At 53.5% G+C, this 23,299-nt stretch carries 15 protein-coding genes; 5 read left to right on the top strand and 10 right to left on the bottom strand.

The window, feature by feature from the left end:
- Window positions 1-86: 86 nt before the first annotated feature.
- Window positions 87-977, bottom strand: coding sequence for a circadian clock protein KaiA (locus IQ268_RS07360; RefSeq protein WP_193877050.1), 891 nt, complete (start codon window positions 975-977; stop codon window positions 87-89).
- Between the two features lie 362 nt (window positions 978-1,339).
- On the opposite strand from IQ268_RS07360, the gene IQ268_RS07355 reads away from it, so the two are divergent.
- Complete coding sequence (locus IQ268_RS07355; RefSeq protein ID WP_193877049.1) at window positions 1,340-4,552, top strand: hybrid sensor histidine kinase/response regulator; 3,213 nt, start codon at window positions 1,340-1,342, stop codon at window positions 4,550-4,552.
- A gap of 30 nt (window positions 4,553-4,582) precedes the next feature.
- Here IQ268_RS07355 and IQ268_RS07350 read toward each other — a convergent pair whose 3' ends face one another.
- Complete coding sequence (locus IQ268_RS07350) at window positions 4,583-6,376, bottom strand: glycosyltransferase family 39 protein (protein WP_193877048.1); 1,794 nt, start codon at window positions 6,374-6,376, stop codon at window positions 4,583-4,585.
- Window positions 6,377-6,661: 285 nt separating this feature from the next.
- The gene (locus tag IQ268_RS07345) at window positions 6,662-7,258 is read right to left on the bottom strand and encodes a hypothetical protein (protein WP_193877047.1); all 597 of its coding nucleotides are present in this window, start codon (window positions 7,256-7,258) and stop codon (window positions 6,662-6,664) included.
- A 240-nt stretch (window positions 7,259-7,498) separates the two neighbouring features.
- On the opposite strand from IQ268_RS07345, the gene IQ268_RS07340 reads away from it, so the two are divergent.
- Together IQ268_RS07340 and IQ268_RS07335 are read left to right on the top strand one after the other, a co-directional pair.
- Window positions 7,499-7,852: a DUF565 domain-containing protein gene (locus IQ268_RS07340; RefSeq protein ID WP_193877046.1), complete on the top strand. Its 354-nt coding sequence runs from the start codon at window positions 7,499-7,501 to the stop codon at window positions 7,850-7,852.
- Between the two features lie 26 nt (window positions 7,853-7,878).
- Window positions 7,879-8,931: a glycerate kinase gene (locus tag IQ268_RS07335; protein WP_193877044.1), complete on the top strand. Its 1,053-nt coding sequence runs from the start codon at window positions 7,879-7,881 to the stop codon at window positions 8,929-8,931.
- Between the two features lie 10 nt (window positions 8,932-8,941).
- Here the strand turns inward: IQ268_RS07335 and ftsY are convergent, their stop codons facing one another.
- From ftsY to IQ268_RS07315, 4 genes are all read right to left on the bottom strand, one after another.
- Complete coding sequence (ftsY, locus tag IQ268_RS07330) at window positions 8,942-10,690, bottom strand: signal recognition particle-docking protein FtsY (protein WP_193877042.1); 1,749 nt, start codon at window positions 10,688-10,690, stop codon at window positions 8,942-8,944.
- A 160-nt stretch (window positions 10,691-10,850) separates the two neighbouring features.
- Window positions 10,851-11,477 (bottom strand): transcription antitermination factor NusB, encoded by a 627-nt coding sequence (gene nusB, locus IQ268_RS07325; RefSeq protein WP_193877040.1) that lies wholly within the window; start codon window positions 11,475-11,477, stop codon window positions 10,851-10,853.
- Between the two features lie 152 nt (window positions 11,478-11,629).
- Window positions 11,630-12,370, bottom strand: coding sequence for a DUF502 domain-containing protein (locus tag IQ268_RS07320; protein WP_193877028.1), 741 nt, complete (start codon window positions 12,368-12,370; stop codon window positions 11,630-11,632).
- 595 nt (window positions 12,371-12,965) lie between these two features.
- Complete coding sequence (locus tag IQ268_RS07315; RefSeq protein WP_193877027.1) at window positions 12,966-13,850, bottom strand: glycosyltransferase family 2 protein; 885 nt, start codon at window positions 13,848-13,850, stop codon at window positions 12,966-12,968.
- 247 nt (window positions 13,851-14,097) lie between these two features.
- Between IQ268_RS07315 and IQ268_RS07310 the strand changes: the two genes are divergently transcribed.
- Both IQ268_RS07310 and IQ268_RS07305 read left to right on the top strand, forming a co-directional pair.
- Complete coding sequence (locus IQ268_RS07310; protein ID WP_193877026.1) at window positions 14,098-14,985, top strand: ChaN family lipoprotein; 888 nt, start codon at window positions 14,098-14,100, stop codon at window positions 14,983-14,985.
- 53 nt (window positions 14,986-15,038) lie between these two features.
- Entirely contained in the window at window positions 15,039-15,707 is a 669-nt protein-coding gene (locus IQ268_RS07305) for a cadmium resistance transporter (RefSeq protein ID WP_193877025.1), read from the top strand.
- A gap of 68 nt (window positions 15,708-15,775) precedes the next feature.
- Here IQ268_RS07305 and IQ268_RS07300 read toward each other — a convergent pair whose 3' ends face one another.
- The 3 genes from IQ268_RS07300 to IQ268_RS07290 form a co-directional block, all read right to left on the bottom strand.
- A complete protein-coding gene (locus IQ268_RS07300; protein ID WP_193877024.1) occupies window positions 15,776-16,510 on the bottom strand; it encodes a gamma-glutamyl-gamma-aminobutyrate hydrolase family protein in 735 nt (244 codons plus the stop codon).
- Between the two features lie 67 nt (window positions 16,511-16,577).
- Window positions 16,578-19,589: a UPF0182 family protein gene (locus IQ268_RS07295; protein ID WP_193877022.1), complete on the bottom strand. Its 3,012-nt coding sequence runs from the start codon at window positions 19,587-19,589 to the stop codon at window positions 16,578-16,580.
- A 225-nt stretch (window positions 19,590-19,814) separates the two neighbouring features.
- On the bottom strand, window positions 19,815-22,961 hold the full coding sequence (locus IQ268_RS07290; protein WP_193877020.1) for an MFS transporter: 3,147 nt from the start codon (window positions 22,959-22,961) through the stop codon (window positions 19,815-19,817).
- Window positions 22,962-23,299: the final 338 nt, after the last annotated feature.

Raw genomic sequence — 23,299 nt, 5'->3', positions numbered from 1 at the left:
TTAATGGCTGTTCTACCACCAGACGCGATGAGTTTTCTGGTACTTAAGGTTAGTTCAAGCGGCGCACTGTGACAGACACCCACAGGTCAGGTTTCCCTGGGAATCGATCGCCGATACATCTCACACAGATGCGCGATCGTATCGATTAATGTGAGGCGATAGTCCAACAGAACTTCATCACTCCGTCCCTCTAGCTTCAATTGTTTCGCAAATTCGTCAATTAACTCCATATGAATTTCCACGAGCTGAGGCACCGAGATGTCGGCAAAAAATGCCATGTTGACAAAATTATCGATCCGTTCGTTTAACTTTGGATCATTTGAAAAATAGTGCAGAACAATGTCTCGGTAGTCAGCCTTGAGCTGTCTCAATAGTTCCTGTTTTTGAGACTGAGTCAGGTGACGAAAGAAGTTTTGTGGATTCCGCTTGTAGTACACACCGAGATATCCCAGTCTCTCCTCTAATTTCTCAGCCAACCGCCGCTGCTGTTGCATCAGAGAATTGTGGGTGGCTAATGCCTTGAGTGGATCGACCGCCTCGGCGGGGTCGGTGGGGGACAGGTTGAGAAAGTCGTCAATTGCTTTGTGAATCAAGCGATCGATCTGACCAAGCTGAATCGCAGGTAAGTGCAACGTTGCCCCATGATAAAGGGTTGCAGCCGTTAAAGCAGACTCGGAACGAGCCGCCGCCTTCGCCCCACTGTTGGGGTTAGCCGCAGACGGAGCGCCTGAATCCAGGATAGCGGCGGGCAGAAAAACGGCACTTTGTTTAAGCTGCTTCAGTAAAGACACCAAATCAGCGTCGTACTCTAGCAGCAGGCAGTCAATCTGCCGCTTTTCCTTCATCACGAAATCGAGAAATTCAGGCTCGGAGGTACATTCCACCCAAGCGTATGGCTTGTCTCTCAGATGCTGCCGGAGAGACTGGGCTAATGCATCTGATTGAACCAACGAGCAAAGCGACAGTTGAGAACGCAAAATTTATGGACGCGCGAAACGATAGAACTGGACTACCATTTTTGTAGGAGTGTTAATAAGCATTAGAATAATTAACATTTATTGTAGTTGAAAACGCTGTTTCCTTGGAATCGTGCAGCGATAATTAAGCTAGAGTCAGAGAAATAGAAAGCAACCGCTTATCGTTCAGTCAGTAAGCAGCATTGGAGGGGTTACTGAGGCGATCGCGTTGGTGCTTAGAGGCCGCTTAAGTAATGGGTTGGGTTTCCGACCGGGTATAACGGCTGAGCAATGGTTGATGGGCTGTGAGCCGTGAACAAGATTGACAGTAGACATCTCCTGCCATTGAGTTCTGTCTAGCTGTTTTACGTACTACGCACCGAATGTCTGCCCTTTGTTTAAGAGAATTTATTGCTCCAGTTCCGGTTTGTACTGAAACTGCCAGTTTGGCGACAGTGCTGGAATTGCTGCGGCAAACGGGCAGCGACCATGCTGTGATGTTGAACGACGCGCATCATCCAGTTGGCATGATTGGGTTGCAGAAATTACTGTTCTATCTCTTTGAAGACCATGCCTCGATCGATTCAGGTCGAAGCACTACTGCCGATCCCAGATTGCAACAGCGGCTGAAGTGTCTGGCGACCGAAATGGGGCAGCCGCTGCTTGATCCGGTTGGGGTGTTGCCAGCCCATTGGACACTCAGTCAGTTTTATCCCTATTTGCGGCAGGTTGAGCAGGAGCAGTGGGCAGTGGTCGATGCCGCTGGTGGATTTCTGGGCCTGTTGAATCGTCTGCGGCTGCTGCGGTTTTTAGCAGCTCATCCCGACCCTGCCGAGGGGCAAGATGGCGTAGCGCCGTCAGGCGAACTGAACCAGGCCAGTGCTGCCGCTGCGTTTCACCTGGAACCACTGATTGCCCTTTTGGAACGCTTGCCGTTGCCGATTATGCTGCAAACCCATTCAGGACGGGCGATCGCCCAAAACCTGGCATGGCGGCAGCAAGTTGGCGAGATGCAAGATCCGGTACAAATTCGCCAGGAAGCAGCTCAGCTACTGGGGACAATGGCTCCTGCAACGTTTCAACCTGATTCGCAGCCCGCTAGAGAGGGCGATCGCGATGGCGTATCAGGAGCAGCCTTACAATCCGTTTTACCGCCTCCCGCCATGTTGGAGCCAGAAGCCACTTCGTTGGGGTGGTGCCAGCCGGGGCAAGATGCCGATAGCTGTGTGTGCATTTGCCCCATGAAAAATGGCTCCGATCGCGTCTGGCAACTTGTCAAAATTCCACTGGAAGCTATTGTTTCGTTACCAACCCAGTCATCACCCGTGAGGCGTGGCCTCCAATCCGCCTCATCCCAGGCTCATTTTCAACTGGCGACGCTGGGGTTTAGCGCCGACCCAACCTGGACGATGGCGAATCAGTCCGTAGACCAGTCCGTAGACCAAACAGAATCGCTGTGGCTTGTGGTGGCGCAAGACACCACTGAACCACAGCAGGTGGCAAAAGAGTTGGCGGCAAAGAATGCCGATTTGGTGCAGCTTAATCGGCTCAAGGACGAGTTTTTGGCCTGTATTAGCCACGAGCTTAAAACACCGCTAACCGCTATTTTAGGGCTGTCCAGTTTGCTAAGAGAGCAGACATTAGGGGCATTGAACGATCGCCAAAAGCGATATGCCGATCTGATTCACCAGAGCGGTCGCCATCTAGTCCTGATTGTTAATGATATTCTCGACCTGACTCGAATTGAAACCGGGGAGATGGAGCTGACGCTGGAACCGGTTCAAATTGAAGACATTTGTCAGCAGGCATACCACCAAGCACTACAGCTACAGCCGCTAGATCCGGAGGGGCAGATTCAGAAAATAGGTTGGCAGGCGATCGACTTTCACGTCAAGCGCCAACCCGGGCTAGAGACGCTCATGGCCGACGAAATGCGGCTGCGGCAAATGCTGGTCAATCTGTTGTCCAATGCGCTCAAGTTTACAGAACCCAGCGGTAAGATTGGCCTGACGGTTGAAGCCTGGGAAGGTTGGTTAGCCTTTACCGTCTGGGATACCGGCATTGGCATTCCAACCGATCGGCAACACCTGATTTTCCAGAAGGGCGAGCCGTTAGCCAATCCGCTCACCCGGCATTTTGAAGGGACAGGGCTGGGGCTGGTTTTAACCCAACGGCTAGCGTGGCTGCATGGTGGGGATGTAACGTTTACCTCGGTGGAGGGAGAAGGGAGCCACTTTACGTTGCTACTGCCGCCCCACCCACCCGCTACGTCTGCCAGGTTCAAGGCTAAAACCATTCATCTTATGCCGCCAACGTCCACCCCGATCCGCAATCGGCTGGCGATCGTGGCGGAAGCCGTGCCGCCCTTTTGTCAGGCGCTGACTCGCCATTTAACCGAGCTGGGCTATCGGGTGGCGATCGCCCGTTCAGGCACAGAGGCGATTGAAAAAATTCGGCGGCTACAGCCAGGAGTGGTTTTCCTGAATCCGCTATTGCCGCTGCTGTCTGGTTGGGATGTTTTAACCCTGCTGAAAACCGATGACGACACTTGCTCTATTCCCATCCTGGTGACGGCCAGCCCGGTCGAAAAGGTGCAGGCACTTCGCAATGGAGCCAGTGGCTTTTTAAGTTTGCCCATCCAAGCTGAGGCGCTTCAGCTCTGTCTGGAGCAGCTCACCGCTCCACCAGAACCAGGCCAGCCGCTGGATGCTGTTTTGAATATTACGGTGCTGCATCTGCGGGTAGCAAGCCCGGAACCGTTAACCGATGCGCTTTCTCCACCCATTGCCGATTTAAATGAGGTGTTGTTTCCCTATCGCTGTCGGGTGTTAGAGGTGGATGATCTTGACCAAGCCGACCTGCTGACACGAGTCTGGAAGCCAGACCTGGTTTTATTTGATAGCACCCTTGCCGATCCGCTGAGTTACCTGAAGCAACTCAGCCAGTATCCTTTCCTGGCCGCTGTTCCGCTGGTTACCCTGACGGCTGAAACGACTCAGGCTGCCAATCAGGTGGTCGGTTTGTCAGTGTTTCCCTGTTTGGCACGCACGTCTGCCCCTCCTGGTAGCAGCACTCAGCCCGATCCGTCTGCGTTGCTTCAGGTCATGGAAGTGGCAGCAGGGTTGAGCTGGTCGCCTCATGTTTTGATCGTTGAAGCCAGCATGATTCAGGCGGATTGGGCGATCGCAATGAATCCCTCGGTGCCCACCGCTTACCCAGCCAAGACGGCAGAATGGCTGCAAGCCTGTGCCCAGTATGTGCAGGCCGCTGGTTTACGCAGTTCCATTGGCTATTCCTGGTCTGAGGTGTTACAGCAGTTGCAGCATCAGAGCGTTGATGGGCTGTTAATTTGCCTGGGGCAGTCGGCTCCTCATCCATCGGCGCTATCCGCGCTGCCTCCACTGGAGCAGCTTTCTCCTAAACCTCCTATTTTGCTGTGGCAATCTCATGCCCAGGAATCAGCGGGTGATGACAGTATTCCACTGATGTGGCAACGGTTGGGGGCGATCGCTACACGCATTCTGCCGCCTTCGGTGTCAATGAGCGGCGTGGTAAACGAACTGGATCGGCTCTTAACCATTGGCTCTAAGCAGTAGAGAGTAGAGCGCCCCTTCCCCTGGCTCCCCCTACTCCACTGGGAGCGGCACTCGAATCACAGCATAGGCTCCTGCGGCGGCGATCGCGCTGTATTGAGCAGGCTGTAGTTCTAGATCGTCTAATTTCTCTGGATAACCTATCACTAGAACCGCCGTTAAGTCGGGCTGGTCGGCTTGAATGGAGTTCAACGCTCCCTTCGATCGCGACAAATACAGCACGGGCTGTCTGGCATAAAATACCAGACTTGGCTTTTGAAAGCCAACCATCACCAGGGCTTCATCAGGCTGCTTTGCCTGTACCATGAGGGCGGCCAACTGGCGCAGCGGCAACTGCCGTTGCACATCCAGCACAAACCCGGCCGGGATCACGGTAAAGGCCACAAAAGCCATCAATCCAGCCAGCACCGTACTCCACACCCAGCGCCCCTGCCGGCGCACCAGCAGAATTGCCGTTCCAACGGCAGCCAGCAGCCAAATGGCACAGCCCACCTTGAGGATGCCAGTCTGCCGCATCGCCTGGGGCAAACCGGGCATTGCCGGATCGTCGCCCATCCAGTTTGGGCTATACAGCATGGCTCCTGCCAGGATAACCATCACCCCAACGCTAATCACACTGCTGATGAGAATACCCCGATCGAGCCGCGATCGCCCCATCTGGTCACTCCACATCAGCGCCACCAGTACAGCAGCGGCGGGCAGCAGCGGCAGCACATAGCTGGGCAGCTTGGTAACGGCGATCGTAAAAAAGGCAAAGATGACGACAAACCAGACGGCTGCAAACAGCCCCAGGTGGGCAGAGCGTGGCTGCTGCCGCCAGTGAGCCAGTTGCCAAAACCGCAGACGGGCGATCGCCACGGGCAGAAACAGCGACCACGGCAAGAAGCCCACCAGCACAACGACAAAATAAAAATACCAGGGTGCGGCATGGTGGTTCACCACGCTGGTAAACCGCTCAAAGTTGTGATAGCCAAAGAAGGCATCAATATAGTCCTGGCCGTTCGCCAAAATTACCAAAATATACCAGGGCAGCGTTATAGCCAGAAACAACAGGCCACCCCGCAGAGGATACATCTCAGCCAGCACGGGGCGAAGGTTGCCCACATACAGCAGAAATGTGCCAATCACCAACACGGGTAAGATAATGCCAACCGGGCCTTTGGTGAGGACAGCCAGAGCAGACAAACCGTAGAAAGCCAGATACCACCGAGTTTGCTGCTGGCGCTGGTGGGGCTGGGCATAGCCGCAGAAAAAGGCAAAGAGCGCCCCTCCCATACAGCCACTCAGCAGCATATCTGAAACTCCAGTTCTACCCCAGACGATCGTTTGCGGGTTCAGCGCAATTAAAGCAGCGCCAATCCAGGCCGCCAACCACCGCTGCTGTTGTTGTTGCCGTGTGCTGTTCTCATCCAATTCGACCGCTTGAGCGGCAGCCGGGGTCGGAAAGCCAAAATAGCGGAGTGTATAAAACCCCATCGCGGTGAGGGCGATCGCAGCCAGAGCCGACGGCAACCGAGCAGCCCACTCGTTTACCCCAATAGTTTGATAGCCGATCGCCATTAACCAGTAAACCAACGGCGGCTTATCAAACCGCGTGGTTCCATTAAAGTACGGAGTAATCCAGTCTCCGGTGACGGTCATCTGGCGAGCCGCTTCGGCAAACAGCGGCTCGGTTTCATCCACCAGGCCAATGCTGCCCAGGTGCCAGCCAAAGGCCAGCCAACCAATGAAGCCCACCCACATCATGGATAGTATCCAAGCGACAATTGGCTGCTTTTCCCACTGCTCCGACAGATACTTGATCGGGCGATCGATCCTCAAGTTCATGGAATTCTGGTAGGGGTAATCACTCACTGACAGATGACACGTTGATGGACTTTATGGTCATACGTGGCAGTCATACAAACAGACGCGATGGACGCTAAGCTCTGAACGATAAACAGCCGATCGTGCATCTTCATGTTGGATCTCAATCGCTTACTGTTGACCGTTTAGGCAGCTTGCTGTGTCCCAATGTATCCAGACCCTACTTTACTGGAAATTGCGTTGTTGCGAACCCTAAGTAAGTTGAATGACGATGTGCAGGGCGATCGCAGTTCCGCAGGCGTAGGGTTATGGTTGCAACAGCAGTTGCCACTCTGTTGTATCGGCATTCCAGGTGGGCATTGCCGTTTGCCCCAATACATAGGGTCCCCAGTAGCGGCGAGAGCCATCTTGGGCAAAGATCACAACGATGTCGCCCGTTTTAAGCTGTAACTCCCCATCAGGCAACGACAAAATTAACCCCTTCTGGCTACCTTCACCCGGAGCAAAATCCCAATGGACAGGTTCGCCATAGGAAGACTCAGCGGCACTAGCTTGAGGCAAGAGGGCAACGCGAACCGGATGGTTCGTGGTGTTGCTCACTCGCAGTTTTCCTTGCCGGGTGGCGGTTGAAGTGGAACCGAGCGCGGTATCCTGGTCTGCGGGCGTTGCTGTGGGGGATGGCGGCACACTGGGCGTTGCGGCGGGTGTGGTGGCAACAGAGGGTGCTGCCGTGGGCGATCGCTGAAGAGAAGGCTCGACGGCAGACGGTCTGGGGGCATCGATCGCAGGGTCGTTTGGTAGAGTCCCTGGTTCAACCACTGTGAATTCTAAGCGCGACGCGAGGAAGGCAACGGCACCTAGCGTCAACACCCCAATCACAGCAGGATATAATTTCAGCCTCATATCCTTGGTCAATCTACCCTGCTCCCACATACGTCTGTATGTCTACTCTAGACAGTGAATGCAATCTTGGGTTTCCATTTCAACTGAAATTTAAGCGCTTTTATAGCAGAATCACTCACCTATTCCAGGCTTGCGATATGTTTCATTCTAGGGGGAAACGAGCTTTGCTAAGAGCGGATATCTTCTCAAATTCATTTCGCCCCAAACATCCTGAACACTATTGATAACGCGGTTTGAATCATGCAAAATACCCGTTTGAATGGCCTGGTCGATGTGACGTTGGATCAGTCTACACGCTGGATGCGAAATCCGTGGCGGCGGCTCTCAATTATCATTATCGGCCTCCTGTTTGGCAATTTTCTGGCAACCGCCGTTTCTACCACAGCAGGACAAACGGCAGATTGGGACATCCTGGTATCCATCATCCTGGTGTTTCTCACCGAATGCACCAGTTGGGTGGTTTACCGTCGGCGGCAACCAGGAACAGACGCAACCCCCGGACGAGCGCGATCGCTATTGCTAGAAACCATTAATGCCATCAAACTGGGGCTAATCTATGGCATGTTTGTCGAAGCTTTCAAAATTGGTAGCTAGGGCAATTGATTGTGTCTGGCTCAACTATGCCATCGTTAGAACAGATTCTAGAGCAGATCGCCGCAGGGCAACCGCTAACGCCGTCGGTGCAGCAGTGGTTAGCCGAACGACTGCTGGCTGATACATCAACGGTGCAGGCATTTGGCCTCACGCCCGACACGATCGCCGCAGAACTGGACGAGCGATCGCGCCTTTTGCAGCAGATTTACCCCGATTTCATTCAACTGTGTCAGCACATGGGCTGGCATCATTACCCCTTACCCACTCTCTGGAAGATCTGGCTACCGCTGGCGTGTCAGTTGGTGCGGTGGCAGCACCCGTTGCAGCGACCGATGATTCAAGGAATCTTGGGAGGGCAGGGCACCGGAAAGACAACGCTGGCTCAAATTTTGTCGCTCATTCTCCGCCATCTGGGGCTACGGATTTGTTCTCTGTCGATAGACGATTTATACAAGACCTATACCGAGCGGCTTCAGCTTCAGCAGGTTGACCCACGCTTCTGCTGGCGAGGCCCTCCAGGAACGCATGATGTGGCTCTGGGACTCTCGGTATTACACCAACTGCGGCAAGCCGATCGCCTCGACCCGGTAGCACTTCCCCGCTTCGACAAATCAGCCTGGGGCGGAGCAGGCGATCGCACCCAACCGGAACTCGTCCAGGGTGCCGATATCGTGCTGTTTGAAGGCTGGTTTGTTGGCGTGCGTCCGGTTGATCCGGCCGTGTTTGCCACCGCCCCCCCTCCCATTCAAACCGAGGCCGATCGCGCCTTCGCTCGAACGGTCAACGCCAACTTACAAGACTATCAACCGTTGTGGCACCTGCTCGATCGGCTGATTGTGCTGCATCCGGTAGACTATCGTCTTAGCCAGCAATGGCGCAACCAGGCAGAACAACAGATGATGGCATCGGGACGGGCAGGAATGAGTGAGGCCGAAGTCGATCGGTTTGTGGAATACTTTTGGCGATCGCTCCATCCTGAGTTGTTCATTGCCCCGATGCTGCACGATGCGGCTCATGTGAATCTAGTGATTGAGATTCAACCCGACCATACCCCCGGTGCAGTGTATCGCCCTGGCTGAACCAGGCATTCTACCCGTTCAGCAAGGCTTCAACAAACTCGTAACTGGAGAACGGACGCAAATCTTCGATGCCCTCTCCGGCTCCAATAAAGCGGATGGGTAACCCAAGCTGTTGTACGACCGCAAGCGCAATGCCACCTTTGGCCGTGCCGTCTAACTTGGTGAGCACCACCCCACTCAACTGAGCCGCTTCCGAGAAGACCTCCGCCTGCCGCAATCCGTTTTGCCCCAGGGTGGCATCCAGCACCAGCAACGACTCTACCTTCGCATCGGGCGCTTTTTTGTCGATAATGCGGCGAATTTTGCTCAGCTCATCCATCAAGTTTTTCTTGTTTTGCAATCGTCCTGCTGTGTCAACCAGCAAGAGTTGCGTACCGCGCGATTGGGCTGCCGCGATCGCATCAAACACCACCGCCGCAGGGTCAGTATTCTTGCCCGGATTGGCAATGACCTCAATGTTGCTCCGCTGTCCCCAAATTTTGACCTGTTCCACGGCAGCGGCGCGAAACGTATCAGCCGCAGCGATCAGGCAGGTATAGTCCGATTTTTTGGCAATGTGGGCAATTTTGCCGATAGTGGTGGTTTTTCCTGCACCATTCACCCCGGTCATTAGCCAGATATTGAGGGTGTCTTTTTCGGGGGTAAAAGTGGGACTGTAGGTTTCTAGCGGTTTGTCGAGCATTCCGCGCAAAATCTGCTTGAGGTAGGCGATCGCCTCAGAGGGCGGTAGCGCTTCTTGGCGCAGCTTGGCCTGCAAGGATTCAATAATGAAGTCGGTCGCCGCAATGCCCACGTCTGCTTGCAGCAACAACGATTCGATCTCGGTCACGGCATCTTGATTGAGCGGCCCCTGTCCTACGATCGATCGCAGTTGGTTAACCAGATTGCGTCGGGTTTTGTCTAAGCCCTGGCGCAACCGCTTCAGCCAGGTAATTTCTTCTACCGAAACATCCTCAGGCCGCCGCCCTTGAGCCGCCAGCACCTCTGCTGACCACAGGAAGTTTTCGTCAAACTCAATCCCGGTTAAATCGGGGGCTGTTTCTAGTTCAGCCGTCGCAGGGCGAACGACCTCTGGTTCAACCGCTTCGATCGCCTCGGCGCGAATGCGCTCTAGCCGTTCTTGTCGTTCGGCTTCGGCTCGTGCCCAAAAGGGCAGCGGTGCGGCAGGTTCAGCGGCCTCTAGCGTTTCCTCAATCGCTGCAACTGGTGCAACATCGGGTTCTGGAACGGCTTCCGCTGGCTCGGTCAGTTCGGGTACTGCTTCCGCTTCTGTAGCCGTCTCATCCACGGTGACTGGCTCAGATAGATCTTCTGGTTCAGATACTTCTGGTTCAGGTAAAGGTTCCTCTATCGCCGGTGGGGCGATCGCCTCATCTGATTCCACGGGGGCTTCCACCGCTGCATGAGCCGCTTCTACTGGACTGATGGCCGCCACTGGGGTGGGTTCTGGTTCCGTCAGCGTTTCGCCCACCTCAACCGCCGCCTCAACTGCCGCCTCAACGGGAGAGTCGGTTGCAGGTGCTTCAGGTGCTTCTGCTTCAGGTGCGACCACCTCTTGCTGCTGTCGCTTCTGGATGTTTTGGTACGCAGCCTTTGCCCAGGTCAGGTAATCTTCGGCGATCGCTGGAGGCTGTTCGGCAGGCTCGGTCGATTCAGCAGGGGTAACATCAGGCTCTACCTGGGGCTCTTGATTAGAGTCTACTTCAGGCTCTTTAGCCGGCTCGTTGTGTTTGCGGTTGAACCAATTAAAGGGAGACATACACCTTACCTAAGACTGCGATCGAAAAACTCTAGCTCACGTACTGTCTACACTTTAGAGAAAAATTGGCACAGACCGTTAGCTCTGTTCGTCAGAGTTTGGGGCTGAACAACACAACCTGTCTGTTTTGCCATCAACACCCGCACGGGGAAAGAGCGGGTTAGGCCAGCGACTCAGCTTTCAGCTTGTCGTTCACTCGACGCAGCACCCCGTTGATAAACCGATGGCCTTCGTCGTCACTATATCGTTTGGCAAGTTCGATCGCTTCGTTAATTGCCATGCGGGAATCCAGCCCAAGGTACATCATTTCCGCCGAGGCAAGCCGCAAAATGTCCTGGTCGATACGAGCCAGTCGATGCATCTGCCAATCGACCATTGCCTGGTTTAACACCTGATCCAGTTCGGTGCGACGCTGCTGCACCAGCGACAACAGTTCCAGCGCATAGTTGCGTACTTCTTGCTGATTTGAGAGTTGTACCACTTCGGGCAACTCCAGCGCTGCACCCAGTCGATTGATCGCGGTCTGGGTCAGTTCGATCGCGTCCTGTACCATAGCTCTGGCGCTCTGGATATCCGCCGCCCGAGTTTGACTGGTCAAGAGGCGATCGCTCCCTCGGTTTAGCTCCGCCGATGCGGTTTCTATCGTGTCCTGAACTTCAGCAGTCAAAGTTCGAATCGAGGCTAAAACCAAATTCTGTAGTTGCTGTGCTTGCAGCTTTTCCTGATTAGCAGGAAGTTGGCTAAGGCTTAAAAGAGCCAGTTCACGGGCAATTCGGCGAGCTTTCATGGCAGATTAAATTGGCGAGGTTCAGAGCAATCCTGGTGATCCTAGCAGTCTGTTTATCGGAATGACAAACCGCTTTAGAAACAGCGTCAACCGTTTGAAAACAGAGTGGGCAGCGGGATCACTATCTCAACGAGGCTTATGGGGCTAAATATCTAGTCTTCTTCGGCTGGGACGACCGAATAGGACTGTCGTTTCACGTCGGGCAATGGTTTGTCCAGGGCGGGTTCTAGTTTGCGATCGAGGTTCACGCTGCTGGCAGCGCTACTCCCAGTCGGGCCAACAATCCCACCGGAAATAATCACCTTGAAGGCATCTTCCACCGAAATGGAAAGATTGACGACTTCCTCTTCTGGAATAATGGCATACCAGCCCGTTGTGGGATTGGGCGTGGTGGGCACAAAAATGCTGAGCATACTCCCCGTCATGGCTGCCTGAATTTGAGGGTTCAGCGTACCGGTCACAAAGGCAACTGCCCAAATGCCTTTGCGCGGATATTCAATTAACACCACGCGGCGAAACTTGCTGTTCGAGTCCTTAAGCAAGGTTTCAAGCAGTTGTTTTAGCGTTTTGTAGACTGACCCAGCCAACGGAATGGCTTGCAGTAACCGCTCACCCACATCCAGCAACCATCGCCCTGCAATGTTTCGCGCCATCAAGCCGATGAGCAAAATACACAGCAGCGGCACAGCCAGACCAACGGCCAGGTTTAGTAAATTACCCAGAATGGGATTCAGGTCGTTGAACGGATTGAGCTGCTTGGGAATTTTGGTTAAAAACCGAATCACCCAACTGGCGATCGTGATCGTCAGCCAGATGGTTGTTGCTAGCGGAATCACCACTAACAAGCCTGCAATTAAGTCATTTTTGAGGTCTTGCTTAAAGCGTTGGAGCACAGATAGCTTACTCTCCTGTAATTGCCGTAGGGAAAAGAACGCCGTCTCTGGCCAGGTAGCCTTCTAGTCAGCACTGATAAGCGCCGTAAAGGCATCAGTGGCACCATCCAGAAAGGTGAGCCGATCGACATAAATGGGACGTTACTGCACTTTGGAGGAGCATCTTTTACCCTGACTGAGGAACAACGACAGCCCAAAAATAATATCTCTATGCTTTTCCTTAGTTTTAAATCTTGTAAAGAAATGTTTCAAGATAATAACTCACCTGGAGGGACAAGGTGAAGTGATTCGCTGGGGCAAATTATGCAGATTGCCTCCGCTCAAGTTTAAACGAGCTTAGTAATTAGTATCGCACTTGACATTCGAATTTGACATGCCGTCGCGTTGAGCGCTCAACGCGACGGCACTCCTGCCAGCAGGAAGCGATTTACTCTGATTCGAGCTAAGAGACTCTTTGCAACGGAGCAAATGGGCTGCATTCGCCCCCAACTCTTCCAATTCTGGGAGACTTTAAACTAGAACTGGCTCGGAAGCCCCCAACACTGAGTGCTTAGCCCTTGCGGCCAGCCAGAAAAGGGAACCGTTTGAGGGTCAATTAGCCCCTTTTGCGTCTCATAGAAACGGCCTGCTCTGGATAGGCAAAGGGAGCTACCTCTACGGTGGCTGAAGGTCTATGCCGAATCTCCCAGACCTTGAGAAGAATCAGATACTCGTAAAATGCCTGTAATGTACACCAGGCAAAGCCAGCCTGCCCGTCTAGCCAGCCTCCTAGCAAAACATACATGTAGAAAAATCGCACCAGTGGGCGAAACGGCAGCCGCAAGGAGAGATCTTTCAAGGCTCTACGACGCTCGACCTCAGATGCTCCAAAAAACAGGTTGTACCAATTCACCGAGCCGTTTTCTAGCTGTTTGAGGGTTTCGATCGCCTCATCGGTTGAATAGCGATTGTGTTTTTCCAGCCAGCGGCTTAACCCTTTGCTACAGGTGTAGTGGGGATAGGTTTCGCTTAAAAAGCCCGTTTCGCCCTCGCAGACTTCCCGTTCGGTGTGCCCATAGTCGTTAAACCAGACCTTGCCATGTTGCAACAACCGCAGTTGATAGCGAGGATACTGAGTGCTGCGGCGAATCCAGGTGTTCATGAAGATGACGCGTTCTGCAACATAGTAACCTACGTAGCGATCGCTCTGGATGGCGTTCAGGCTTTCCTGGAACAGGGATGGAGTCATGCGCTCGTCGGCTTCTAAAATGTAAACCCAATCGTGTTTGGGCGGCACATTCTCTAACATCCAGGTGCGCTGCCGTCCGTGGCTTTCGAACGGGTGCTGCACGACGCGAATCGGATAACGGCTGGCAATTTCAACGGTGCGATCGACACTGCATGAATCAACCACAACCACATCATCAGACAACATTGCCGATTCGATGCAAGCTGCAATATCAATCTCTTCGTTGTACGTGAGGATATAGATCGAAAACATGACAAATTGCGATCGGGATAAGAACAAAGTACCCCGATCGCAATACTAGCTCTACATTCTGCATGGGGTCACGAGGTTCTTCAAGGTTTCGCACAACCATAAAGATGCGGTTAGCGCAAGACATGATATAAACCGTTTGCGTCACATTTAGCCCCTTATAACCCTCCTCTGGTGCCATCTGGTCAGGAGTTATATTCAACAAACAGCAGGGGGTAGTATTTCCCAATTGACACTTCATAATAAGGGCATGAAACAAACACTAAAGCTATGTGCCTGGTCGATCGGGCTGTTGCTGTTTTGGGCATCTTCCGCCTGTGCCCAAGTCATCGTCAGTCCACAGGACTCGCAACCACAGGATGTGCAGACCGTCTTAGACGGCTTAGCCCGGATGGATGTGGTGTACCTGGGGGAAACGCACGATCGCCAGGCAGATCATGACGCACAGCTTGAAATCATCCGGCAGTTGCACCAACAAAATCCGCAGTTGGCGATCGCAATGGAGATGTTTCAGCGACCCTATCAGGACGCGATCGATCAATACTTAGCCGGAACTATCACCGCCACAGAACTGCGCCAACGCAGCGAGTACGATCAGCGCTGGGGCTTTTCCTGGGACTATTACCTGCCGATTCTAGAATTTGCTAAACAGAACCAGTTACCCGTCATTGCTCTCAACACCCCAACAGAGGTAACGCGTCGGGTGGCACGGGAAGGGCTGGAAAGCCTGACTGAGGCCGATCGCCAATGGGTGCCTGCTGCCACCGAGATTCGCACCGACCCCAGCGAATATCGGCAGATGCTACAAGACATCTTCGAGAGCCATGCGGGTCACGGCAACAGCGGCAACTTTGAAAACTTTTTTGCCGCACAAGTGCTGTGGGATGAAACGATGGCAGCAGGCGTTGCCGAGTTTCTCCAGGCAAATTCTGGCTATCAAGTCGTGGTTTTAGCCGGACAGGGGCATATTGTTTACGACTACGGTATTCCCAACCGGGTTGAGCGGCGCATGGCAAATGATGAAGACTTTAACCAGCGATCGATTTTGCTGAACCCAGATGAAGCCGTGCAGTCCGAGCGATCGCTCACGGATTCGGGAGAGGCGATCGCAGATTACTTCTGGATCACAACCGACTGACCTGCAATAATCGGCACAGCAGATAACGTTGCGCTGCCGCTGTCATTACCATCGTGATTGAGCTATTCAAGGATGGAATCACCGGAATCACGGCCTTTGTCGCCACTAACCTGGATGACATTGTGATTCTGCTGCTGTTTTTTTCTCAAGCCAGCCACTCATTTCGCCGTCGCCACGTTTTTGCGGGTCAATATTTGGGTTTCACGGCCATTGTGTTACTCAGCTTGCCCGGTTTTTTTGGCCGCCTGCTGATTCCACAAAGCTGGATTGGGTTCGTTGGGCTATTGCCGATTGCGATCGGCCTTTATCAACTGTTTCGACTCGATCGAGACGATGAAGATGAGGTGCAAACCGTTACAGAGACAGGACGGCAACAGTTTGCCCACCTGCCCGGTTTAGGCTTTTTGATGAGCTTGCTCAACCCCAACACCTATCAAGTGGCGGCTGTCACCGTTGCCAACGGTGGCGATAACATTGGCATCTACTTGCCGCTGTTTGCCAGCAGTGATGTTAGCAGCCTTGGCATCATCTTAATCACGTTCTATTTGATGATGGGAGTGCTATGTTTAGCCGCCGATCGCCTGATTCGTCAGCCGCAACTGGCAAAGATGCTCACCCAGTATGGCAATGCCGTGGTTCCGTTTGTTCTAATTGGTTTAGGTATTTATATCCTGATCGAAAATGAGACGTACTGGTTTGTGTTAGGGCTGTTGGCAGATTAGAATTCGGCCAGCATGGAATCCGGCCAGCATAGAAGCTAAGGCAGCGGGTTTGGGCTGGTCAGCCTGGGTCAATCCTGGGTAGGCGCGATCGCCAGATCACGCGATCGCGCCGCCGCAATGAAGGCATGAAAGATCCGCTGTTGCAGCGGATCGTAGCTGGCAGACATTTCAGGGTGCCACTGAAGGGCGATCGCCCAGGGATGATGGATGTGTTCCAGGGCTTCAATTAAGCCATCGGCAGCGTAGGCAGCGGCTTGCCAGCCGGGGGGGGCGCTTTCTACAGCCTGGTGGTGCCACGACACAATTTCCATCGTTGTCACGCCGACGATCCTGGCGATGCGGCTATCGGGCAGAACGTTCACCCAATGATGGGTGTGTTGAGACTGCGCGACTCGATGCACCACATCATTCCCAAACACATCAACCACATGGGGAATTAGCCTGCCGCCGCTGGCGACACTTAACACCTGCGCCCCTCGACAAATGCCAAGCAGCGGCAGATCGTGTTGTAGGGCGGCTGTTGCTAAAGCCAGTTCAAAGCGATCGCGCTCGGCATCCAGCTTGTAAAGGGTGGGGTGAACCTCGCCGCCGTAGTGGGTCGGGTCAATATCGCCACCACCCGCAAAAATTAAGCCATCCACCCGCGACAACACCTGGTCTAGATGCGGCTCACCGGGCGGCAAGAGTAGGGGAATTCCCCCGGCAGACCGCACCGCGTCAATATAAGTGCCCCAGAGGCAAAATTCGCCTGCCTCATTGCGACCATAGGTAGTAATGCCAATCACTGGTGCAGCGTGCGTCATCCTGTGCAATCAATTAAATGACTCCTCGCATTATGGCGCGATCGCCCAATGAAAACAGTTGAAGCCGTTACTCTAGCGACTCAACTGGCTCTTGCTCCAGAGAACGAATAATCGCAGGTGTGGCAGAATCCTCCGGCAGGAAGACCGCTTCTAGCGCCTGTTCCAATGTTTCGGCCATGACGATGCGATCGCCATAGGCCACAATCACCCGTGCCAGAATCGGTAGCTGGTTCTGATCGGCTTCTAAATACAGCGGTTCAACGTAAAGCAACGATTGCTGCACCGGAATCACCAACAAGTTGCCCTGAATGGCACTGGCTCCCCGGCGGTTCCACAGCGAGATTTGTTGAGAAATCACCGGGTCCTGGTTAATCCGAGCTTCAATCTGCTCGGGGCCAAAGACCAGCTCCTGCTTGGGAAAGTTATACAGCAGCATGTTGCCGTATTGCTCCCCATCGGAACGAGCCGACAACCAGGCAATCATGTTGTTGCGCTGCACTGGAGTAAACGGACGCAAGAGAATAAATTCTTCGTTGGGTTCATCGGGCAGGCTCAAGATCAAATAATACGGCTCCACCTGCCGTGGCTCACCCGCATAAATTTCATTAGGCGCACGCCATTGATCTTCACGGTTATAGAAGACCTGCGGCTCGGTCATGTGATAGACCATGAGCTGTTGAGATTGTGTCAGGTAAAAGTCGGGCGGGTAGCGGATGTGGGTTCGCAGCGTCTCAGGCATGTCATTGAGCGATCGAAACATCCCCGGAAAGATGCGGCTCCAGGTGGCAATGACCGGATCGCGTTCGTCTGCAACATAAAACCAGACCGTGCCGTTATAGGCATCGACCACCACCTTGACCGAGTTGCGGATGTAGTTAAAGTCGTTGCCTAATGGATCAGAGTAGGGGTAACGATTGCTGGTGGTATAAGCATCAATGATCCAATACAGATAGCTGGGTGATGCCAGACCGCCTTCTAGCTCCTCGCCCGTATTAGCAACCACCAGATACGGGTCGCGATCGAAGCGTAAAAAGGGAGCGATCGATCGCACCCGTTGCCCAATATTGCGACGAAACAGCACCCGCGTATCGGAGGTGAAGTTTTCGGCCAACAGCATCCGCCAGTCGCGCAAATGTTTTGCAAACAGCAACCGCTGCCACCACGGTGCAACCCTGATGCCGCCCTGCCCGTCGTAGGAGTTGTAGACGTTGTCGCTGCCACTGGGGTAATCCAGCTCTCGCACCGTGGTCTGGGTCATGACATAGGTGTTGGTCAATTCGCCATAGTAAATGCGAGGTGAGGCAATGGGAATGCTGGCCTGGATTTGAGGATCGCTGGGGATTTGTTCAATGCCCTGAACGAAGTAATCGGGTAGTCCCCCTTCACCCGCCACATTCACCGGGCTGAGGGTAAATCCGTAGCCATGCGTATAGATCAAATGCTTGTTGACCCAGGTTTGGGCTTCCGCCGGAATGGAGTTGTAGTCCAGTTCTCGGGCTGCAATTAAAACCTGCCGTAGTTCGGTGCCGCCATCTGCGGTAGCCAGCGTGTAGCGATCGAGATCGGCATCGGGAAACTCGTAGTAAAGCCGAATGCGCTGAAGCTGTCGGTTTGTTTCTAGCAGAGGCCGCTTATCCCAGACGCGAATGTTGTTAACGGTTAGCTCATTCGCCAGGATATCGTCGTAGGTGAGGTCGTATTGTGGGTCAAACGTTTGCACGTCGATTTTTTCCAGGTCAAACGCCTGTCGGGTGAGGGCGATCGTTCGAGTAATGTAAGGCTGTTCCAGCTCCAGTTCATTGGGTTGCACAATTAACCGCTGAACCGTTCCAGGCAAGACCAATCCGCCGATGATGACCGTCAACAGATAGAGACCCAACAGGGTAGGCAGCATAGGAAACGCCCACTTGCGAGCCACGGAGGAGCGATCGCCTCGACGCTTCAGCCCCTTGCGACGCCACGCCATTGTGCGCCACAGCATCGCTAACCCAAGCACCAGTGCCGCAATGCTGAGGAAGGTATAAACAGGCAGTTGGGTTAATACATTGGTAAAGCTGGCTCCGTAGGATACCCCCTGCCTGGAAAACAGCAACGCGTAGCGATCGAGCCAATAGCTGAGGGCGATCGCCAGCATCACCATCCCACCCAGCCCAAACAGGTGCCGCTGCTGAGGCGATGAAAACCCCAGAAACCGTCCCTGGCTGAGGCTATTGCCGGACAACAAGTAGATTAAGCTCACCGACAGCAACGTGAGGACAAACAGCCCCACCATCCAAAATTCCAGCAATTCCCACAGGGGTAAGCGAAACACATAAAAGCCGATGTCTTGCTCGAACAGCGGCTCGGCCAGGTTGAACGAGGTGGGGAAGAAGTAGGGTAAAATCTCGGTCCAATGTTCAGACAGCACCAGCCCAAACCCCAGGCTCATTAGAAGGGCGATCGCACCCAGCATCACCTGCGGAAAAAACAGGATTGCGATCGCCAACAGAATTAGCACACCCAATTGCACCAGGGGAGACACCAGCCAGCGTCCTAACTGCAACATCGAATAGGTGACGTTGTCGTTCCGCAACGGAACCGCCTCAGGGGATGAGACAAACTGTTGCGCGATCTGCCAAATGGCCTGAGGCCGAAACCGTAAGGGTAGGGGCGTACTGGCTGAGTTGTAAAGCGACAGATTGGGATGCCAATGGCTGACGGCGATTTGCCCGTGGTAGATCAGCATCATGCCAATGGTGAAGCTGAGTAAAAAAGTTAATGGCAGCAGCAGCCTCAAGCTCATCCGTCCTGGCGAGAAGGGGCGATCGCCATCCGCAGGAGGCTCGCCGTGGGAATGCTGCCGAGCCAGCACTAAATTACTGAGCAAAAAGCCAAAACTGGTAAAGCAGCCAAATAAACCCAGGCCACCCTGGGTTCGTAGCCGCACTGCAAACACCTGTAAATAATCCAGTTCTTGAAACCACTGCCGCTCTGCCAACAGAAATGTAACCAGATCAAACAGCAGCAGTGCCCCAACAAGGACGGTAATCCACTGCAAAACGTTAAACCGTCGTTGGGGTGGGCGATCGGTGCTGACCATGTCATCCTGCTAGTAACGATTCCCTCCCGCTTCAGGCTGATGAGAGCCATTGCCTCAAGGCATCTTTTACGGGGGGTGCATCTATTTTAATGAACCAGGGGCAAGACTATACGCCATCTGGCAATCACCAGATTTGAGGTTTGGTTAACGCAACGACAAAAAACCTCCCAGGTGATCAGACCTGGGAGGAAGGTTCAAGGACTAAAGCTCAGGGATTCCGCCTCGTTAAGCCAAAGCCGAGAGCGCTCCAGCGATCGCTGAAGTAGTTGCCGAAACCAGAGCCGTTGCAAACAGCCACCAAGACGCTGCTGCTGCCGCTTTACGGGTTTCTTCGGCCTGCCGTTGTGCCTGCCGTTTTACCTCTTCTACTCGACGCTGCGCTTCCGTTTGAATCCGCTCTGCCCGTTGCAGAACGCTGTTTCTAGCGCCCTCAATCTGGTTAATCATGCGATTAGCATCGGCTTCGGAAATATCAGGACGCGAGCTGATGACCGCAACTAGAGTATCCCGATCGAACTGAGACAGGCGCGATCGCAGTGCTTCAAATCCGGCTTGAGGATCGTCAAACAGCGTGCGAATGTCGCGTTTAATACCTTCGTAGTTCAGTTCGGGGCGTTCCAGCGAGTTCAAGTAGTCGCGGATGCGATCGAAGACGCTATCGATCGCTCCCTGAATACGATATTGCACCTGGCGGAACTGATCCAAAATTTGGTCGCGTACCGACTCAAACTGAGCCACGGCATGTTCAGCCTCTTCTGGCGACATATCTGGACGTTGAGCCAGCAGCGCTACCACCGTAGAACGATCGACCTGTGAAAGGCGATCGCCCAGGTTGCCCATCCCTGCTTTCGGGTTCTGCATCAGCAGTTGCAGGTCACGCTTGATCCCTTCTGGGTTCAGCTCAGCCTTGTTGGTATTCCGCAGATACTCTTCCAGGCTAGATTCAAAATCGACAACGGCTTGTTTCGTTCGCAGAGCCATGCGGCGCGGCGCTTTCACAATTTGACGAATGGCATCTTCGAGCTGGTCGATGTAGCGGTTAATTTGATCTTCTGTCAAATCGCCTCGCTGGCTCAACAGCCGTACCAGGGTCTCACGATCGACATGGGATAACCGTCGCCGCAGGGCAATAGTGCCTTCCTTCGGGTCGTCTAACAACACTCTTAGATCGCGCTGAATTCCAGCCGGATTCAACTCTTCCAGGTTGGTGCGGCGCAGATAATCGGCGATCGCCGTTGTGGTTTGGTCATACCGCTCTTTCGCCATTGATGCCAGAATCTGAGGCGAATTCGAGACTGCGTTCCAGTTCGACTGCACCTGATCCACCAGCCGATTTGCTTCCTCGTCGCTGGTGTCGCCTCGCTGCTTCAGCAGTTGCACAAACGTTTCCCGGTCAAAGTTAGAAGCACGATACCGCAGGGCAGCCAGCCCGGTTTGCGGATCGGATAGCATCATTTGCAGGTCGCGCTTGATGCCTTCGGGGTTGAGTTCATCTTTACCCGTACTCCGCAGATAGCCTTCCACCCGCTGCTGTAAGTCATCTGCCCGCTGTTTCAACTGCTGGTCAAGCGCCTGAGACTCATGCAGCACCTGATTACGAGTGGCTTCTAGCGCATTGAGAATAGTCTCTGCTTCTGTAGGGGTTAGGTCTTGCCGTTGGGCAAGCACCTGACGCAATGATTCGCGATCGTATGTGGTTAACCGCAAGCTCATCGTGTCGTAGTCAACATCCTGATTTTCCAACAGCGCTTTGAACCCACTCAGGGTGCCGTCTGTTTGCGTGGTCAGCAGTTGCTCTTTAGGAGTGAGGGTTAGGTAGGTTTCAACACGACGACGCAAATCAAATGCGGCTTCTCGCTCTTCGGCACCACGTGCAACCGCCAATACATCCCGACGAATCTTTTCCATCTGGTCAGCCAGTCGGTTGATTTCGTCCTGGGTAAACAGCCCCCGCGATGTCAGAATATCCACAAAGTCAGCGCGATTGATTTCCATCAACTGCCGATGAACGGAGGCCGGATCTGCTTCCGCATCGTACAACACGTTTTGAAACTCTCGATCGAGGCTTTGAGGAGTCATCTGCCAGGAATAGGCGTTGAGCAAATAGTTCTCAATATCAGCCCGAACGGTGCTATACGATTGGCGGGGTTCTTCACCTTTAGCCGCACTCAGGTATTTATCGGCTTGCCCGGAAACGACCCCTTGCGCCATTTTAATGCGCTCTAAAATGCGCTCTATATTGACATCGGATAGATCGCTGCGCCCCATCAACAAACTGGTCAGGGTAAGCAAACCCGATTGCACTGTGCTTTGCATACCTCCGCCCGACTCTGACTGATCGGCCTGCTTGGTTTGCGTTTCGCGCAGACGGCGGTTTTCTTCAATGACGCGATCGAGTTTGGCGTTGAGTTCGTCGTAGCGAACCTGTCCCGGCTGTGCCGATCGCAAGTAGTCGATTAGCTCAGAGGTCTGGTCTTTGGTCTTACGGCGACCCAGTGTTTGCCGCCAGGTGTTTTCTAGCAGCGAGGCCAGCCGATTGACTTCTTCTCTAGAAAAATCGGTGCGACGGCTCACCAAATCCACAAAGGTCTGGCGATCGATATTTTGCAGCCCGTCATTGTCAGCCAGGGCTGCCACTTCTGGATCGTTGAGCAAATTCTCAAAGTCGCGACGAATGCGCGAAAAGTCCAGCTCTGGCAACCGGAACCGCTGAATATAATCTTCAACCGATTCTCGAATACTGCCAGGATCAATCCCTGTACCCAGTTCATGCCGTACTGCCGCTGCCGCTGCTTCCGCTGTAGCAACCACCTCACGATTGACCGCTCTTGCTCCAAAAGCAGCCGCAGCCGTGCCCACGATCGATTGAAACCCTGCGGTTGCCGTGTTGACGACCGAGCCAATTAGAGAGCCAACCGTGGTTGAACTAAACCAAACTAACAGCGAAAAATAGGCAGCCCAGATAACTAATCCTGTGATTGCACCCAACCCTGGAGAGACCAACAAGCTAAGTTGAATCGCCAGGAAGCAAGCCACAAATAAAGCGATACTGACGGTGATCAGTGTCCAAACACCAACACCAACACCAATTTTACGGATCGTTTCTCCAAAGCCGTCGGAACTGCTGTCGCTATTGGAATCTCCAGAGGAGCGTCCCAGATAGGAAATGCCAGCGGCAACGGAAAGATTGGTTAACAAAAACTGAATTGCAAACGCTAACAGTACTCCAGAAATGAGCGCAATCAGAAACTGAGGTCCTGAAAACACGATTGACGCCTCCTCAGGACTAGCCACGGTTGGCGCTACTGGAACCTGCGCCAACTCAAACCGCCCGAGCCACAGCCTCGCTATTCCTGATGTCGTTTCAAACATGACTCGTCCCCTTTAAGATTGAAAAGTTCACACAAGCCCTCCTGAGTTGTGCGAACTGCAACACAAAGATTTCGAAAGCTAAATGCTGCTACAGATAGGTTCCTCTTCGGAAGACTGACTTGCATCTTCCTGAGGTCAGAAAAGCCAGAAATTAGGCTTGAAATGGAGCTTCAGAGGGATGGGGCGATCGCCAATGTCACCAGTTCATCACTAAATATGCCGGATGCGGCTTGCTATTCCTTCTCCAGAGCGAAATTAGCAACAGAATCAGCATTCTATGTAACTGTCTGCCAAAGGTTAAAATTCAACCAACTGATTTTTTACTCCAGTGGTTAGAA

The sequence above is a fragment of the Oculatella sp. LEGE 06141 genome (assembly GCF_015207605.1).
In the GTDB taxonomy this organism is placed as follows: domain Bacteria; phylum Cyanobacteriota; class Cyanobacteriia; order Elainellales; family Elainellaceae; genus Oculatella.
This window is presented reverse-complemented; position numbering and strand designations above follow the sequence as displayed.